Source organism: Halohasta sp. A2 (assembly GCF_056175805.1).
This window is the reverse complement of record NZ_JAQFWV010000009.1, coordinates 1-17,471: the sequence shown is the minus strand read 5'-3', so window position 1 is coordinate 17,471 and position 17,471 is coordinate 1. Positions and strand designations below refer to the sequence as shown.

The following is a 17,471-nucleotide window of genomic DNA, read 5'->3' as shown; positions in this document are numbered from 1 at the left end:
TATCGAACTGTTAATTACTGGTGTCGTAGTTAATTTTTAATAATGGACCCTGGGATCGGGTATGCAATCGTTGCATCGCTGATCTGGGGGGTTTACCTCTTTTATCTCAAGCAGGCGTTTCAGGGGTATACCGCGGCGACGTTGACGGTGCTTATCAACAGTTCGGCGTTCGTGTGGTATCTGCCCATTCTCGGCTACTCACTTGGGTTCGGTGGCATCGTCGACTCGCTGTCGGCGTTCGGGCTCGAACATCTCGCAGTCGTGTTGTTGGCTGGCGGAACGATCGCTGGGGCGATGGTGGCGTTCCTCCGGGCACTGGCGATCGGTGACGTGTCGTACGTCGCACCGATCAACAAGGTCGTTCCCGCCTTCGTGCTTCCGATTGAGGTAGTCTTTCTCGGACAGTTTCTGACGGCGTTGCAGGTCAGCGGCGTTATCGTTGCGACCGTCGCCGTTTATATAGCCAACTTTCAGGGCGGCTCGCTGGCCGAACCACTCAGACGGGCAGCGAGTTCGCGCGCCGCACAGCTCGCGCTCGTCAGCGCCTTCTGTTTCGCCCTCGGCGATATCGGCAAACGACTCGCGCTGCAAGAGCTCGCCATTCCGACCGCGCTGTGGGTCCCGCTGTTGTTTGTCGCCGTTTCGGTCATACTGCTCCCCTCGGTGGCACGGTCGCCGCCGCCGTCGGTCGGAACCGATCTCCCGAAGTTCGTCGCCGCCGGGGCGATTGTCGCAGTCGGCGAACACCTGACGACGCTTGCGTTCGCGCTTGTTCCGGCGAGTATCGCCTCGCCGATCATCAACGCCCAAGCGATCGTCGCCGTCTTACTCGGCGGAATCATCCTCAAAGAACGATACTTCGGCATCCGGATCATGGCCGCGGTGCTCGCCGTTGTCGGTGTCGGCATGATCGCCCTCTGAGTTACGTTTCGTAGAGATGGAGGTTTCCTTTCGACGCCCGAACCGTCGACCGGCTGGCCGACGGTCGGCTCGTCTCCTGGCGTGTCGACGCAAGTTCGGCGGCGGCGCGAACGGCGGCCGACAACGAGTCGAACGTCTCTCGCCGGGTGCGCGCATCAAACGGTGACTGGCGTGTGTAGAGTTCGATGGCGTCGGTTGGAGCCTGGAGATCGATTGGTTTGAGTGTGATCCGGTAGCCGTCCGAACCGGTAAGCCGGAGGACCTCGGCAAGCGACTCGTCGCCGAACTGGACCAGATCGCGTTCGACACGCCAGCCGTCTGGGAGTCGACGCTCGATACCGAGGGCGACTTTGTAGTCACCGATGGTGGGGACACGTTCGACCGAATCAAGCGACGCTGCGTCGCCTGCCAGCCAGTCACGAAGGCGCTGACACACGTGGGTGAAGACCGTCGTAAGCCGGAACCTGTTCATGAGTGCGAAAGGGTCGACCGTCAGTCGACGCGATACGTGAAAATCCGGATCACACTACATGGTTATACAGCGCCTTCGAGCCGGGCAGAGGGAGTCTACTCACTGGTAGGCCGTCGCTACTGGGGTAAACTGGTCGCGGGGACAGACCTGAACCACCGAGAGACGGTCGACGGGCGAACAGGGTCGAATCAAAAGACAGGTTTGAAGCGCGGCCTCCGCCAAGCCCAGCGCATGTACGACCGACTCAAAGGGTTTCGTGACTTCTACCCCGACGAGATGACCGCCCGCCGCGAGGTCATCGACACCGTCGAGGCCGCCGCGAGCCGGTATGGCTTCCGCGAAATCGCCACCCCTGCGCTCGAATCGACACATCTCTACGTCGACAAATCCGGCGAGGGAATCGTCGAGGAGCTCTATGCGTTTACCGATAAGGGTGGCCGCGAAGTGACGCTCACGCCCGAACTGACCCCGACGGTCGCTCGAATGGTTGTCGCCAAAAGCCAGGCGCTCTCGAAACCGATCAAATGGTACTCCACGCGCCCGTTTTGGCGCTACGAACAGGTCCAACAGGGACGTTTTCGGGAGTTCTACCAAACCAACGTCGACATCTTCGGATCAAGCGAACCCGAAGCCGATGCCGAAGTGCTCGCGTTCGCAGCCGATGCGCTCACCGATCTCGGCCTGACGAGCGAGGACTTCGAGTTCCGCGTCTCGCACCGCGACATTCTGGGCGGTCTGCTCGATGCGTTCGATGCCGACGTCGACACCGAAGCCGCGATTCGCGCGGTCGACAAAAGCGACAAGATCGACGTCGAAGAGTACTACGACCTGTTGGTTGCGGCCGGACTGCGCTACGATCAGGCCGAGACGTTCGACGATCTGTTGGGAACGGACGACCTCGAAGACCTCGTCGCGTTCGCCGAAACCGACCGCGTCGCCGACGCCGTTTCGAACCTCCAGGCCGTGCTTGCGGCCGTCGACGACTTCGGTGTTCGCGAGTACTGTGAGGTCTCACTGGAGACTGCCCGCGGGCTCGATTACTACACGGGTGTCGTCTTCGAGTGTTTCGACTCGACCGGCACGGTCTCGCGGTCGGTCTTCGGCGGCGGCCGATACGACGACCTCATCGAGAGCTTCGGCGGCCAGCCGACGCCCGCGGTCGGGGTTGCACCGGGCCACGCCACGCTCCAACTGCTGTGTGAGCGCGCCGGTGTCTGGCCCGACGAGGCCCCGTCGACTGACTACTACGTGTTGTCTGTCGGCGACACGCGCGCCGTTGCGGCCGCGGTCGCTCGTGAACTCCGCGAACTGGGCCACGTCGTCGAAAGCGACGTGTCGGACCGGAGCTTCGGCGCACAGATGGGGTACGCCGACTCGATCAACGCCGAAACCGTCGTCATCGTCGGCGAACGCGACCTCGAAAACGGCGAGCTAACCCTCAAAGACATGGAAACGGGCGACCAGACGACCGCCCCGGTCGACGATTTTCCCGGCGATCTGAGCCGGCCGACCTACAGCGACTGGGAGTGAGCTATCGCGAGTGTGTTCCGATACCTTTCAGTAGCAGGGTACACGTTAGGTAATGGATAACTAAATGCCCGTCAGAGTTTCGTGGCGGTATAGTCTGAATCTCACCGGCGGCGTTCTCAAGTGGCTTGCCGTGCCACTGTGTTTTCCCCTGCTCGTCGGGCTCTACTACGGCGAGTCGGTCGTGCCGTTCGTCGCCACCATTGGCACGACCTTGGCGCTTGGTCTGGGCTTCGAACAGCTCGAAGACGGCGCGAAACTTGGCCCGCGTGAGGCGTTTCTCATGGTCTCTCTGACGTGGCTTCTGGTCGCACTCATCGGGGCGATTCCGTTCGTTTTGGCTGGCCAAGGGACGATCGCCCACCCGATCAACGCCGCCTTCGAGTCGATGAGCGGGCTGACGACGACCGGCGGAACCGTCCTCCGGGAGTTCGACATACACGCCCGCTCGATCATGATATGGCGACAGATGCTCCAGTGGCTCGGTGGGCTCGGCATTTTGATTTTGGCGACCGCAATCCTCTCGCGGCTCTCGGTCGGTGGCGCCCAGCTCATGGAGACCGAAACCCAGTACGACAACGTCGACAAGCTCACCCACCACATCGAGGACACCGCCCGGCTGATCGGCAAACTGTATCTCGGACTCACCTTCGCGACGATCGCGATGCTGTACGCCATCCATCTCGTCGGGCTCGCACCGAATATGACGCTGTACAACGCGATCGCCCACGCCTTTACCAGCGTCTCAACCGCGGGGTTTTCAACCGAACCCGACAGTATCGAGGCGTTTGCACCGATCGTCCAGTGGGTATTGATCCCGGTGATGTTTCTTGGCTCGACCAGTTTCGTCCTCATTTACTTCGTGCTCACCGGCACCGTCGAGCGACTCCGAGAGAGCGAGGAGTTCCGATTCTACCTCTCGACAGTGCTTGTCTTTTCGGCGCTGGTGGCACTCATCCTCCTGTTGGCTGGCAACCCGACCGGCGAGGGGACGGTCGACACGGTTCGCCAGTCGCTATTTAATGTCGTGTCGATCATCACCACGACCGGCTACGCCAACGCCGACTTCGATCTCTGGTCGCCGTTCGCCAAACACCTCCTTTTGATGTGTATGTTCCTCGGCGGGATGGCCGGCTCGACGACGTGTTCGATCAAGTCCTTCCGCTGGCTGGTCGTCTTCAAAGCCTTCCGTCGAGACCTGTACACCGTGATCCACCCCGAGGCGATCCGGCCGGTCCGATTGAGCGGTAGCCCGGTCGACGAAGACACTATTCGACGGATCTACTCGTACACGCTCTTGGCGGTCGTCGGCGTCTTCTTGGTGACCGTCCTGATCGTGGTCGACGGCGCACGGGTCGGCCTCTACGAAACCGGCTTCGACGAGTTCGACGCGCTCGGGACGGCCGCGTCAACGTTTCTCAACATCGGACCGGCGTTCGGGCCCGCGGGCCCGTACGGCACCTACGACGTGTTTCCGATGACGACGAAGGCCGCGCTGTTCGTCGTGATGTGGATCGGTCGAATCGAGATCATTCCGGTGCTCGTCCTTCTGACGCCCGCCTTCTGGCGCTCGTGATCGACGGTCCTCCGTGCGGCCGACCTACCGAACGTGCGGTCGGATCAGCCGCAGAATCTCCTCGACGTCGAAGGCGTCGGTTTCCTTATCGAAAACTTGCTTGCCGTCGACACGAACAACGAAGATCCCGTGGTCACCGGTCACCAGCGAAACACGGTCGAGTCGGTCGCCGAACTGCCGGAGGATGGCTTCTTCGACGGTCAGTGCGCGATCCAGCATGCCACAGGGAACACAGTACTCGATTTCGACGGTAGTCACGGCCTATCGTTGGCCCGACAGCGAGAAAAGGCCACCTACCGGTCGACGAGTCGACCCTGCCAGACCGGCCGCCAGTACAACAGCGCGGCGGTGAGAACGAAGACGCCGGTTGAGACGCCATAGGAGATCTCCGTCGCCGAGGCAACCAGAATTGAGCTGCCACCGGTAATCGACGAGGCCAACGAGGCGACTATGGGCCACGAACACGAGACGCACGAAAACAGGCCAATAACACCAGCGGCGGCCGAGCCGACCGTATCCAACACGGTCACGTACACTAGATACGCCAGCGCACTGTAGCCGACCAGATAAATCGGAATGAGGTTGATCGTGACAAACGACCCGCTGTACAGCATCGCCGGGCCGAAGCCGAACGGAAGCCAGGCGATCCGAAAGCCTGTCGCGGCCTCGCCGATTCCGACACCAACGACACCGCCAGCGAACAACAACAGGCCGAAGTAGGCGGTGGCTACCGCCGCCGCCCGTCGACGAACACGGAGTGATGTGGGAGCTGGATTGCTATTGCTGATTACCCATGCCGAGACAGTGAGCCACAGCAGCCCGTAGCCGACGAGCCGGAGCGACGAGAGGCTCGCGGGCGTCAACAGCACGTAGAGGCCGAGTGCGACCAGCAGCGTGTTTATAAACAGACCCCAGTAGAGCCGACGGTCGGCTGGAATCGGGATCGAAATTCCCTGGTGTTGGCTCATAATGCGAGGCCTTCGACGACGATCGCCAACAGCACGAAGCCGAGATACGCGTTCGAGGCGTGGAACGCCCGGAAGGCGGCCGACTCGGTCTGCTCGTAGTGCAGCCGGATCACCAGCCAGAGGAAGAGCCCGCCGAAAACGACGCCTGTCAGTACGTAGAGCCAGCCGAGCGGTTCGGTGACCGCCAGCGCGACGCCCGCGAGCAGCGTCGCCCCTAGATACCAGAGGATGTGTCGCCGGGTCGTCGTCTCGCCGCGGACGACCGGCATCATCGGGAAGCCGCCGCGGGCGTAGTCGTCCTTGTAGGCGAGCGCGAGGTTGTAGAAGTGTGCGGGAGTCCACAGGAAGATAAGCGTCGCCAGCAAGAGCCCACCGAGGCCGATCTCGCCGGTCACCGCGGCCCAGCCGATCAGCGCGGGCAAGGCCCCGGCCGCGCCGCCGATGACGGTGTTTTGGACGGTGTTGGGTTTTAAAATCAACGTGTAGACGACGCTGTAGAAGACGATGGCGACGAGGCCGAGCACCGCGGCCAGCCAGTTGATCGTCCAAAAGAGGCCCACTGAAATCACGGTCAAAAGCAGGCCGAACGCGACAGCGTTGGGAACTGGGACGAGGTCGGTCGCCAGCGGTCGGTCGTTGGTTCGGGCCATCCGCCGGTCGACATCCCGTTCGAGAACGTGATTGAACGTCCCCGACGCACCGATCGCGATCGAGCCAGCGACGAGCGTCGCCCCGGCCGTGTACGCCGTCAGTCCGGGGCCCCCGGCGAGCGCCATCGCGGCGGCCGCAACGAGACACAGCAGCCACATCAGCCGCGGTTTCATGAGCCGGAAGTAGGCGAACAGGGTAGCTTTGGCACGCGCTACCCGAGCGGTCGGAATCGGTGGCCGCGCGGTTGGGTCAAGCGGTTCGGCGGCCTCAGGCTGACCCACCGGCACGTCCTCAGGATCGCCGGTTTCGGCTTCGAGCCACCACGCGAGCGCGGCCAGCAGGTTTCCAAAAATCAGTACACCAGCGCCCAAGTGGACGAGCGAAAGCAGTTCGGTGCCGCCGGTGGTCGCGACGAGCGCACCGAGACCGGCCTGTGCCGGGTACAGTACGAGCGCAACCGTGAGCGCGGCGCGAACCCGTCGACTGGTATCGGTTCGCCAGGCGACAAGGGTCGTTGTGAGTACGCCGAGACCGACAAGGACCGCGGCAATCCGGTGGCCGAAGGCGACCCAGCCGTCGACGCTGGTCGGCACCGACCAGCCAGTGCCGCAGGCTGGCCACGCCGTACACGCTGCGGCGGCGTCGGTGAGTGCGGTGGCCACGCCGACTGTCAAAAGCAGGTAGACACCCATCGTTGTCGCCGCCAGCAGGCCGGGAAACCGATCCGGTGATCGGGTACTCGAAGTCACTACCGATAGTTTGGGTATCGGCATATATAGGAGCCCCGTTTCGAGGGTCGACAAGTCAGTGTGCGTGAACGCCGTAAGGATGCCGACAGGTAGCAAGTCAGTAGGTATTTAGGTCGGCCATGCAAACTTCGAAACAGCATGAACGCCAAGCGTTTCGCACTCGCTTCGCTGTTGTCGGCGGCCGTTTTGGTTCTCTTGGCCCAGCCGGTTGCCGCGCAGTCAGTTTCGGCCGATCTGATCTCGGAGTTGAACAACAAACTGCTGTACATCGCCCTGCCGATCACGCTGCTGGTCGAGGTGATCCTGATCTACGCCGTATTGAAGTTCAAGGACAACGACGAGCCCAAACCGACCAAAGAGAACCGACGGCTCGAAATCACCTGGACAGTCGCAACCGCATTCATCCTGCTTTTCGTCGGTGTGGCCTCCTACGGCGTTATGGCCGACCCGAACGTGACGTTCGGCGCTGGTGACGAGGAGGTTGCGCCAAACGACAACGACGTGCTCATCGAGGCCGAGGCCTACCAGTGGGGCTGGACGATGACGTACCCCGACGAGAACGTCACTGTCGAGGGTGGCGGTGAGGGGCCAACGATCGTCGTCCCCGAGGATCAGGATCTGTACTTCCAAGTCACCTCTGATGACGTCATCCACGGTTTCCACGTTCCCGATCTCGGCTTGAAGCAGGACGCGATTCCCGACCAGAACTCGACGATCAAGACGAACGCTGGCGAGACAGGCTCCTACCAGGGCTACTGTTCGGAGTACTGTGGGCTCTCGCACTCGCAGATGTACTTCACCATCGAGGTCGTCGACCAAGACGAGTACGACGACTGGCTCGCCGAGCAGAGCGAAGAAGACGAGTAACGCCGACCCGATTTTCCGTTCTACTGACTACCCAGTGGCGGCTCGGTCGACGGCTGGCGGGCCAGGACCACCGTTTTGATATACACCCGAAAACACCGTTCGAGTATGGATGATGTCACCGACCAGTACTCGCCCGCCGACATTGAGAAGGCGGTCGAAGCCTACTGGGACGACCACGACGCCTACGAGGCTACCAAGGAGGCCCACGCCGAGGACCCGACCTTCTTTTTCGTCGACGGCCCACCGTACACCTCCGGCCAGATGCACCTCGGGACGGCCTGGAACAAAACCCTGAAAGACGCCGTCATCCGCCAGAAACGGATGACCGGCCACCATGTCACCGACCGACCGGGCTACGACATGCATGGCCTGCCGATCGAGGTCAAAGTCGAGGAGGAACTCGGCTTCGAGAACAAACAGGATATCGAGGCGTTCGGCATGGAGGCATTTATCGAGGAGTGTATGGCGTTCGCCCAAGAGAACCGTGAGGCGATGGACGAGGATTTCCAGTCGATCGGCGCGTGGTTCAACTGGGACGACCCGTACCAGACGGTCGACCCCGAGTACATGGAGGCCGCCTGGTACGGCTTCAAGCAGGTCGCCGAGCGCGGCCTCGTCGAGCAGGGCAAACGCTCGATCTCGCAGTGTCCGCGGTGTGAAACCGGGATCGCCAACAACGAAGTCGAGTACAGCCAGGTCGAAGACCCCTCGATCTACGTCAAGTTCCCCCTCACAGAGCGCGAGGGGAGCCTCGTCATCTGGACGACCACCCCGTGGACGGTCCCCGCCAACACCTTCGTCGGCGTCGGCGAGGAGCTCGCGTACAACAAGGTCCGAGCCACCACGGGCGACCGAGAGGACGTGCTCTACATCGCCGCCGACTGTGTCGACGACGTACTGGCCAAGGGGCGGTACGACGACTACGAGATCGAAGCCGAACTCAGTGGCTCGGAACTCGTCGGCTGGACCTACGATCACCCGCTGGCCGAGGAGGTCCCCGAGCACCCGAGCTTCGCGGGCGCGGGAGAGGTGTACACGGCCGAGTTCGTCGAGGCCGACCGCACCGGGCTGGTTCACTCCGCGCCGGGCCACGGTGAGGAGGACTTCCACCGCGGCCAGGAACTCGGTCTCGACATCTTCTGCCCAGTTCGTGGTGACGGCACGTTCACCGACGCCGGTGGCAAGTACGCGGGCCAGTTCGTCCGGGATGCCAACGACGAGATCATCGCGGACCTCGACGACAACGACGCGCTCCTTGCGAGCGAGACGTACGAACACTCCTATGGCCACTGTTGGCGCTGCGATACTGACATCATTCAGCTGACGACCGACCAGTGGTTCATCTCGATCACCGATATCAAAGACGAACTCCTGGACAACATCGAAGACGCCGAGTGGCACCCCCAGTGGGCCCGCGACAACCGATTCCGGGATTTCATCGAAAACGCTCCCGACTGGAACGTCTCTCGACAACGCTACTGGGGTATCCCGATCCCGATCTGGATTCCCGAAGATGCTGACAGCGAGTCGACCGACCTCACAGAGGAGATGCTCGTCATCGGTACCCGCGAGGAGTTGGCCGAGCGTGCCGACCAGGAGGTCGACCCCCAGGAGGTCGACCTCCACAGACCGACGGTCGACGGTCTCACAATCACCGAAAACGGCACGACCTACCGCCGGATCGAGGACGTCTTCGACGTCTGGCTCGATTCGTCGGTGGCGACATGGGGGACCATCGGCTACCCCGGCGAAATCCAGGAGTTCGAAGAGTTGTGGCCCGCCAACCTCATCATTGAGGCCCACGACCAGACTCGTGGGTGGTTCTGGTCCCAACTCGGGATGGGAACCGCTGCCTTCGGCGAGAGTCCTTACAAGGAGGTCCTGATGCACGGCTTCGCCAACGACAAAGACGGCCGCAAGATGTCCAAATCGGTCGGCAACATCGTGACACCCGAGGAGGCCATCGAGCGCGCCGGACGCGATCCGCTTCGGGCCTACCTGTTGAGCCACGACCAGCAGGGCGTCGACCTCTCGTTCGACTGGGACGGCCTCGGCAGCATGGTCGGTCGGCTGAATATCCTGTGGAACGTGTTCCGCTTCCCGCTCACGTACATGGATCTCGACGGCTACGACCCCGCCGATCCTGACCTCAGTGAGAGCGAACTCACCGTCGTCGACGAATGGGTACTCTCGCGCTTGCAGGGCGTCGAACGCGAGGCGACCGAAGCGTTCGAGGAGTACCGCATCCACGACGCGCTCAACACGGTTCTGGATTTCGTCACCGAAGACGTCTCGCGGTTTTACGTCAAGGCGACCCGCGAACGGATGTGGGACGACAGCGACTCCCCGTCGAAGCTCGGAGCCTACGCAACCCTTGCGACCGTGATGAACGAGGTTATCCGACTGCTCGCGCCGTTCACGCCGTACATGACCGAGCGGATGTACCAGATCGTCGACGGTAGTGAGACCACCCTTCACGCCCTGTCGTGGCCAACGGTCGACGAAGATCTCCACGACCCCGAACTGGAGACGGACATGGCAGTTCTTCGATCGGTCGAGGAGGCCGCCGCCAACGCCCGCCAGCGCGGCGGTCGTAAGCTCCGGTGGCCCGTCTCGCGGATCGTCGTCGAAACCGACGACGAGGCCGTCGAACGTGCGGTCGACCACCTCTCCGAACTGCTCGCAGAACGGGTCAACGCCCGCGAAATCGAGCTCACCGAACAGTTCGGTGAACTCCAGGAGTTCGCCGACCCACAGATGGGCGAGATCGGTCCCGCCTTCGGTGCCGACGCCCAGAAGGTCATGGCGGCGGTCGAGGGAGCCTCGCGCGAGGAGATCGAAGCCGGAATCGAAGTCGACGGTGAAACGGTCGAACTCGACGATGAGATGGTTGCCTACCACAGCGAGCCGCCGGAACACGTCTCGGGGACCGAGTTCGACGGTGGAACTGTGTACGTCGACACCCTGCTCACTGAGGAACTCGAATCCGAGGGCTACGCCCGCGACGTGATCCGGCGGATTCAGGAAATGCGCAAACAACTGGATCTGGACGTCGAAGCCGAAATCCGTGTGGGGCTCACCGTCGACGACGCGAGAATTGAAGGCTTCGTCGACGATCACCGCGACCTCATCGGCGAGGAGGTTCGAGCCGCCGAGTTCGTCGACGACCCAGAGGCAGCGGGTGATCTCGTTGAGGAGTGGGAGATCGAAGGTGTCGACGTGACGATCGGGATTGCGGTGGCGGCCGAGCAGACGGCATAAAAACAGCGTTTTTTCTTTTCAGGTTTCGTCCCACTGCGCGTCCGAAAGCGTCCGCTGGACTGCTTGCTCGCCCACAGCCGCAGCCAGCGACTCGAATCCGGCCCGCTCGGCCCGGTCGGTCGCGTTCGCCACGAGCCGCGAGACGATTAACTCCGGCGTCGACTTGCCCACGGTCCCGAAGCGCGGCTGGTAGTCAACTCGTAACTTCAACTCGGGCGTCAGTCCCTCCGCAAAGATCCCATCAATACGGGCCGTCTCGGGGAGCGGACTCAGGTCGTCGGCGAGGTGGGTGACGTAGACGCCCAGCGCCGACTGGTCGACCGACAGCGAGACGAGTCCATTTAAAAGGTCGGCGGCGCGTCCGGGTTCGGTGATCGCCTCGAACTCGTCGACAAGCATGAGTGTCCGCCCTCCGGTGGTCAGCGGCGGGACGATGGACTTGAGCGTCGACTCCAGTACACCGGCGTTGAACGAGGCGTGCCGACGGTGGAAAACGATCGTATCGAACAATCCCACTTCCGCCTGGTCGGCGGGCACGGGCAGGCCCATCGCGGTGAGCAGGGCGACCTGACACAGCGTTTCGAGCAGCGTTGTCTTCCCGCCGGAGTTCGCCCCCGTCAGAACGGTCACACGGTCGCCCGTCGGCGGTGAGAGCACCCGCGGCGTGTCGGTCAGGTCGTGGCTGCCGACGCCGTAGGTGATCGGCTGGATATCGCCCGACAAAAAGAGGTTTCGGGCCTCAACCACCGCCAGCCCGTCGTCGACGAGCGTCGGCCGCCGGAGGTCGTACTCGGCGGCGAAGCGACCCAGCGAGAGTGAAACGGCGATCTCGCCGACGGCGTCGACCGCGGTCGCCACATCCTCGTCGGCGGTCTCGATTCGGCTCCGGAGGTCGGCGATAACGTCCTTCTCGCGATCGTCGACGTTGGATTCGAGGTCCGCGACGAGATTCCGGAGCGTCGCGCTCACGAAGTCGGCGGCGTCGACCGCCTCGTCGGGGGCGGCCCCCCGAATCGTGGTGTGGGGGATGTCGGTCTCGCTTGCGACGTGGTCGACGACGCCGCCCTGAAACGCCTGCATGTCCCGGACGCCGCCGTCGCGGACGGTGTCGATAATGTCGAAGGCGGCGTTGTTCAGTTCGCGGGCCGCCTCGAGTTGCGCCCGGAGGCGGTCGAGTTCGTCGTCGGCCCCCTTGACGACCGTCGGCCCGTCAGGGGTCTCGCGGATGTAACCCAGTGCGCCCGCAGCTTCAGTGAGTGCAGCCTCGTCGACGTCGGCCAGTCGGTCGAACGTCGCGCCGTCGAGGCCGAGCGCGCGGAGTTCGAGGGCGGCGTCGACCGCGGCGCGGTCGGTGCCATCGGCGGCATCGTAGGCCGCGAAGGCGTCGACGAGACGGTCGCGCTCGGACGTCGAAAGGCCCTGCCAGACCGCCTTGGCGTCCAGCACGTCGTTGAGCCGCCGCTCGATTGTTTCGGTATCTGTCAGCGGCGTCATGACGCGGATCCGGTCGGCGGCGTGGTCGGTGATCGCGTAGCTACTGGCAAGCGTCAACAGGTCGTCGTAGACGTTTCGGGTGTCGCTCGTTCCGAGAACGTCGACACCCGCGGTGCCGTTGGCGCGGCGGAGGATTCTGACCGCGCGGCCGCGTGGGACGCCAGCCTCGGCGAGCGTCCGGATATCGGCCCCATCGATAGCGGCGATGGCGGTCGACTCGCCGATCGACTCCCGGAGCAGGTCAGCGGTTTTCGGTCCCACGCCCCAGTAGTCTTCGAGTCGCATACGCGAGGCTCGAACGCGGGGGGCTTAGGGATTGTCACTTTACGCAATCGATCCGATACAAATACTTGCGTGTAACACAGTCGATGTAGTATACCCCATATGAGCAACCTACGACGGCAACTGCTGCTCACCGCAGTTTTTGCGCTCGTCGGCGCGTTTTTCGGTATTGCGGGTACCGGCCACGCCTATCTTCAGCGGTGGCGTCGGTCAGCACTTTGGTTTCTCCTGACGATCGGTGCCGGTGTCGCCCTGACATCGGTCTACGTGACCAATCCGGAGTCGATCGACCCCCTCGACGTGAGTTCAGTTCCGACTGAAGTGTACGTCCCAATGCTCGTGATCGTCGGCTTCAGTGTCATTGACGCACTCCTGGTCGCCTACCTCGACCAACAGGAGGCCGCGGTGGCATCTGGCGTCGATCCGGAAGCGGCCGCTGACGGTGAGGGCCTTTCGTGTCCCCACTGTGGCCGGTCGACCGATCGTGAACTCGACTTCTGTACGTGGTGTACCGAGCCGCTGTCGACGGCTGACCACGCCAAACCAGCGTCCGACTCGCGCTAATGCTGACTGCTGGAGTCGGCTTTTCGTCGACTCCACGTCGCCGCCGTGTTGGTCGACGAGAGATTTGGCCGGCGAGCCAATAGTTTCCGAGCCAAAGGTCCATGACCGTGTGTCGACTACCATGGATCAATGCTGGATCTCCTCGGCGAATGGTACCACACGGCCCGGCGGCGGCTCCACCGATTCGAACGCCGGGAGCTACGGGCCGTACGCCGGTGGCTCGAACACCCCCAAAACCTGCTACATCTATCGGTGCTCGTCTTCGTCCCGCTGCTCGTGGGGGCGGTGACGTGGCTGGCCAACGCCTCGCCGGTAGTCTCGTTTCTGGTGTACCCGCCGCTGGCGTCAGGGGCCTACACACTGTTTTCGAACCCCGAGGGCCGGTACTCCTCGCCACGGACGTTCGTCGGCGGGCTTTCGTTGGGCGCGCTGGTCGGCTGGCTCATCCTCGAATTCAGCGTCCGGTTCTGGACGACCGCACCGCTCGACCCCTTCGAGGTCCCCGCAGGCGCGGCCGCCCTCACTATCCTGTTGACCGGCCTGTCGACGTGGGCGCTGTCGCTCGAAGAGCCCTCGGCGTTTTCGTCGGCGCTGTTGGTGCTCGTGACCGGGGCCGAGCAGGTGGCGTTCGTCGGTGGCGTCTTCGTCTCCAGCCTACTGGTCGCGGGCGTGTTCGTGCTCTGGCGCGATCACCTCTACGAGGAACGCGCGCGATACCTCTTTCACTCGATGCAGGCCGACGACCAGATTCTCGTCCCGATCCGGAGCAACGATCCCGAGTCGCTGGTGCTCTTTGCCGCCCGACTCGCGGTGGCCCACGACGCCGGTCGACTCGTCCTCATGCAGACGGTCAGTACGGACACAATCGAGCAGACGGCCTCCGAGGTCGCCGCCGAAATAGTTGCCGAGGACGCCGACGAAGTCGGTACCGAGGACGCCGAAGAGGGGGCGACCGACGAGGTGGCGACCGAAACCGCGGAGGCCGAACTTACCGACTACCACCGTGGGCGACTCGAACGCCTCCAAGCAGTCGTCAGCGAGGCAGTCGACATCCCCTGTGAGTTTGCCATCGTTGCCGCCGAGGGCTCGGCTGGCGAGACGATCCTCGAAACCGCCACGCTGGAAAACTGTGATCTGATCGTCGCGCCCTACGAGTCGACTGACGGTGAGCCGAGTCCGTTCGTCCGGACGATCCTGCAGGGGTCGACCGACACCATCGTCTTCCGGCCGTCGACCGGCCGCACCGAATGGCATCACGTGCTTGTGATGGTCCGTGGAGCGGGCGAGACGGCCACCATGATGCTGGATTTTGCCCACCGGCTCGTCGACAACGAGGGATCGGTCAGTGCCTGTACCTGCATCGGGGACGGGGACCGACGCGACGCCGAGGTCATACTCGACACCCTCGTCGAATCGTTTTCCGACCCAATCGAGACACGGATCAGCCATAGTTCGGTCACGTCGTTCCTCCGGACCAACGCCCGAAACTACGATCTCACGGTTCTCGGCGCGAGTACCGACCGAAGTTCCGTCTCGCGGTTCCTTGCGACGCCCACCTTTGAGCGCCTCGGCGACGTTGACTGCGATCTGGCTATCGTCCACCGCGGATGAAGTGATCCGGACGCTGTGTCAGATCCAGCCCAGGCGGCGGAAGTGGACCACCATTAGTCCGGCAAGCACCCCCATCCCGAGCATCACCGCAGGGTAGCTGTAGGTCCACGACAGCTCCGGCATCGCAAACGCAGCGTCAGCGAAGTTCATTCCGTAGACGCCGACGACGAACGTCAACGGTATGAAAATCGTCGCCACGACAGTTAGCGTTTTCATCACGTCGTTGGTCGACTGTGAGACGGCGTTGAGGTAGATATCCCGTGAGCCACCGGTCAGATCCCGGTAGGTCTCGATGAGGTCGACCACCTGCACAAGGTGATCATAGACATCTCGAAAGTACTTCTCGTTCTGGTCGGCGACCTGCGGAATATCCCCTCGTGAAAGGTGCGACATCGACTCACGAGCGGGCCACGCCACCTTCCGAAACGCCAGCAGATCCCGCCGGACATCGTTGAGGTCTTCGAGGATTCGGGGGTCGGGTTCGTCGAGGACGCGCTCTTCGACGGCCTCGATGTCGTCTTCGATCTCGTCGAGCACGGCAAAGTACGGCAAAGTAGTCGTCGACGATGGCATCCATGATGCGATACGCGAGAAAATCAGTGCCGCGGTCGGCGACCCGCTGGCCGTTTTTCTGCCATCGCTCGGCCGCGGGATCGACGGCGGTGTCGGTCGCCGCCATCGTCACCAGCCAGTCGGGCCCGATAAAAAAGCCGACCGCGTGGCTCTGGACCTCCTTGTGGAACTCGACGTCCTCACGCTGGCTGAGCCGGACAGTCTTTAGCAGGGCGAACGTGTGGCTGTCATACTCCTCGGTTTTCGGTCGTGTCCCCTCGTCAAGGATGTCCTCGATGGCGAGCTGGTGGATTCCGAACCGGTCGGTGAGTAGATCGCGGTCGGTCGCGTCGACGCCGTCGGTATGGACCCACGTTCCGCCGGGGGCGGCCAGCGCAGCCGCCACGTCATCGTACTGTTCGACGCCAGCGTCCGTGTACACCATCGCGCGAATACTCATGGCGAATGCTCCGTCGACCCATTGCCGATCGCAGCGAGTGCAATGCCCGCCATGATCGCGGTCAGCGACAGCTCTCGGCCGGGATAGGCGAGATACGCGCCAGCGATGTAGCCGACGAGTCCGAGCCCGAAAAGGCCGATTCCTGCTATAGTCCCCGAATCCATAGCCGTACCGTTCAGTTCGATTCAAAAGAAGATGTGGGTCCGAAAAGCGGCCAGCCGACGAGAGTTGTTCTCTACCGAACAAACTAATTCAGTATAGCACCATACCATTTAGTAAAGCCGAATCGGTCGACTCGTCGGGCTTTTAGGCCGTGCGAGCCTCCAGTGAATATGGTTCAGAACGTGGCGGCGTTCTTTCGGGAACTCGAACCCGAGGATTTCTATCTTTTATCCGGGGTCGAACAGGGAATGCGATTTTCCGAGTGGGTCCAGCGCGAGAAGCTACCCACCTATTCGAGCCTCACGAGCGAGGAGATCAGTTACCGACTCGACCGCTGTATGAAATACGAGCTCATCCAGCGCAAAACAATCCAGTACGAGGGCTACCAGCTCACGTTCGAGGGGTACGATGCGCTCGCCTTGCGGACGTTCTCGGAGCGCGACACCATCGACGGCGTTGGCGCACCCTTGGGTGTCGGCAAGGAAAGCGACGTCTACGAGGCGATGTCGTTCCAGCCGTTGGCACTTAAATATCACCGTGAAGGCTATACCAACTTCCGCGAAGTCGACCGCGAGCGCGAGTACACCTCGGACCACAACCACGTCTCGTGGCTCTACACCGCCCGAAAAGCCGCCGAAACGGAGTACGACGCGCTCGAGTCGCTGTATCCGGACGTGTCGGTTCCCCGCCCAGTCGACCAGAACCGCCATGCAATCGTCATGGAGAAACTCGACGGCGCGGAGCTCTCGCGTGCGCGACTCGAATCCGAACAGGTCGTGGGCGTTCTCGATCTCATCATCGAGGAACTGGCTACGGCCTACCAGGCGGGCTACGTTCACGCCGATTTGAGCGAGTACAACGTCTTCGTCGACGAGTCAGGGATCACGATCTTCGATTGGCCGCAGGCGGTGTCGACCGACCACGCAAACAGCGACGAACTGCTGGCTCGGGACCTGAAAAACATCTATAGCTACTTCCGGCGGAAATATCCCGCTGAAACCCCTCATTCAACCAATTTGGGCGCTCTCGCAGCCGATATCGCTGTCGACGAGCTGGCGCCGATTCGCTCGTATGCCGATTCATAAACCATACGCAGCTATACCAAATATCTTTTCGACCCCTGGAATTCGCACTGAGCGCTGCTGCACAGTGAGTCGCAACGTTTCAAAATCCCGTACAGCAGTACATCAAAGACGTGGCGCGATGAGACCGACGTTCCAACTAAAATTGCCTCGTTGCGCCGCTAATTAATCGCACTCTCGGTGCTTTCTCCGTCCAGTTTCCGTGAAAGTTGTATGCAATTGGACGCCTTCTGTCGATATGAAGTCGAAGCGGTCAACAATACGACAGTGTA

The 17,471-nt window shown here is 62.3% G+C and carries 14 protein-coding genes and 1 pseudogene; 8 read left to right on the top strand and 7 right to left on the bottom strand.

What is annotated here, in order from left to right:
• The first annotated feature begins 42 nt into the window (after positions 1 to 42).
• The gene (locus tag O2S87_RS04445) at positions 43 to 921 is read left to right on the top strand and encodes an EamA family transporter (protein ID WP_475407597.1); all 879 of its coding nucleotides are present in this window, start codon (positions 43 to 45) and stop codon (positions 919 to 921) included.
• 1 nt (position 922) lies between these two features.
• Here the strand turns inward: O2S87_RS04445 and O2S87_RS04440 are convergent, their stop codons facing one another.
• On the bottom strand, positions 923 to 1,393 hold the full coding sequence (locus O2S87_RS04440; RefSeq protein WP_475407596.1) for a hypothetical protein: 471 nt from the start codon (positions 1,391 to 1,393) through the stop codon (positions 923 to 925).
• Between the two features lie 231 nt (positions 1,394 to 1,624).
• Here O2S87_RS04440 and hisS point away from each other — a divergent pair, with 231 nt between their 5' ends.
• Complete coding sequence (hisS, locus tag O2S87_RS04435; RefSeq protein WP_475407595.1) at positions 1,625 to 2,923, top strand: histidine--tRNA ligase; 1,299 nt, start codon at positions 1,625 to 1,627, stop codon at positions 2,921 to 2,923.
• A gap of 64 nt (positions 2,924 to 2,987) precedes the next feature.
• On the top strand, positions 2,988 to 4,496 hold the full coding sequence (locus O2S87_RS04430; RefSeq protein ID WP_475407594.1) for a TrkH family potassium uptake protein: 1,509 nt from the start codon (positions 2,988 to 2,990) through the stop codon (positions 4,494 to 4,496).
• A gap of 24 nt (positions 4,497 to 4,520) precedes the next feature.
• Here O2S87_RS04430 and O2S87_RS04425 read toward each other — a convergent pair whose 3' ends face one another.
• From O2S87_RS04425 to O2S87_RS04415, 3 genes are read right to left on the bottom strand one after another with little or no spacing between them, the layout of a single operon-like run.
• Positions 4,521 to 4,754, bottom strand: coding sequence for a SelT/SelW/SelH family protein (locus O2S87_RS04425; protein WP_475407593.1), 234 nt, complete (start codon positions 4,752 to 4,754; stop codon positions 4,521 to 4,523).
• Between the two features lie 35 nt (positions 4,755 to 4,789).
• The gene (locus O2S87_RS04420; RefSeq protein WP_475407592.1) at positions 4,790 to 5,464 is read right to left on the bottom strand and encodes a DUF7546 family protein; all 675 of its coding nucleotides are present in this window, start codon (positions 5,462 to 5,464) and stop codon (positions 4,790 to 4,792) included.
• Complete coding sequence (locus O2S87_RS04415) at positions 5,461 to 6,807, bottom strand: heme o synthase (RefSeq protein ID WP_475407652.1); 1,347 nt, start codon at positions 6,805 to 6,807, stop codon at positions 5,461 to 5,463. The genes O2S87_RS04420 and O2S87_RS04415 overlap by 4 nt, the downstream gene beginning before the upstream one ends.
• 195 nt (positions 6,808 to 7,002) lie before the next feature.
• Between O2S87_RS04415 and coxB the strand changes: the two genes are divergently transcribed.
• Together coxB and ileS are read left to right on the top strand one after the other, a co-directional pair.
• A complete protein-coding gene (gene coxB, locus O2S87_RS04410; protein ID WP_475407591.1) occupies positions 7,003 to 7,731 on the top strand; it encodes a cytochrome c oxidase subunit II in 729 nt (242 codons plus the stop codon).
• 105 nt (positions 7,732 to 7,836) lie between these two features.
• Positions 7,837 to 10,992 (top strand): isoleucine--tRNA ligase, encoded by a 3,156-nt coding sequence (gene ileS, locus O2S87_RS04405; protein WP_475407590.1) that lies wholly within the window; start codon positions 7,837 to 7,839, stop codon positions 10,990 to 10,992.
• Between the two features lie 18 nt (positions 10,993 to 11,010).
• Here ileS and O2S87_RS04400 read toward each other — a convergent pair whose 3' ends face one another.
• Positions 11,011 to 12,771: a DNA mismatch repair protein gene (locus tag O2S87_RS04400; RefSeq protein WP_475407589.1), complete on the bottom strand. Its 1,761-nt coding sequence runs from the start codon at positions 12,769 to 12,771 to the stop codon at positions 11,011 to 11,013.
• A gap of 99 nt (positions 12,772 to 12,870) precedes the next feature.
• Here O2S87_RS04400 and O2S87_RS04395 point away from each other — a divergent pair, with 99 nt between their 5' ends.
• Positions 12,871 to 13,332, top strand: coding sequence for a DUF7575 domain-containing protein (locus O2S87_RS04395; RefSeq protein WP_475407588.1), 462 nt, complete (start codon positions 12,871 to 12,873; stop codon positions 13,330 to 13,332).
• A 129-nt stretch (positions 13,333 to 13,461) separates the two neighbouring features.
• Positions 13,462 to 14,943 (top strand): HPP family protein, encoded by a 1,482-nt coding sequence (locus O2S87_RS04390; protein ID WP_475407587.1) that lies wholly within the window; start codon positions 13,462 to 13,464, stop codon positions 14,941 to 14,943.
• Between the two features lie 18 nt (positions 14,944 to 14,961).
• Here the strand turns inward: O2S87_RS04390 and corA are convergent.
• Together corA and O2S87_RS04380 are read right to left on the bottom strand one after the other, a co-directional pair.
• A pseudogene (gene corA, locus O2S87_RS04385) lies at positions 14,962 to 15,955 on the bottom strand (magnesium/cobalt transporter CorA).
• Positions 15,952 to 16,119, bottom strand: coding sequence for a hypothetical protein (locus O2S87_RS04380; RefSeq protein ID WP_475407586.1), 168 nt, complete (start codon positions 16,117 to 16,119; stop codon positions 15,952 to 15,954). The pseudogene corA and the gene O2S87_RS04380 overlap by 4 nt, the downstream one beginning before the upstream one ends.
• 168 nt (positions 16,120 to 16,287) lie before the next feature.
• On the opposite strand from O2S87_RS04380, the gene O2S87_RS04375 reads away from it, so the two are divergent.
• Entirely contained in the window at positions 16,288 to 17,202 is a 915-nt protein-coding gene (locus O2S87_RS04375) for a serine/threonine-protein kinase RIO2 (RefSeq protein ID WP_475407585.1), read from the top strand.
• The last annotated feature ends 269 nt before the right edge of the window (positions 17,203 to 17,471 follow it).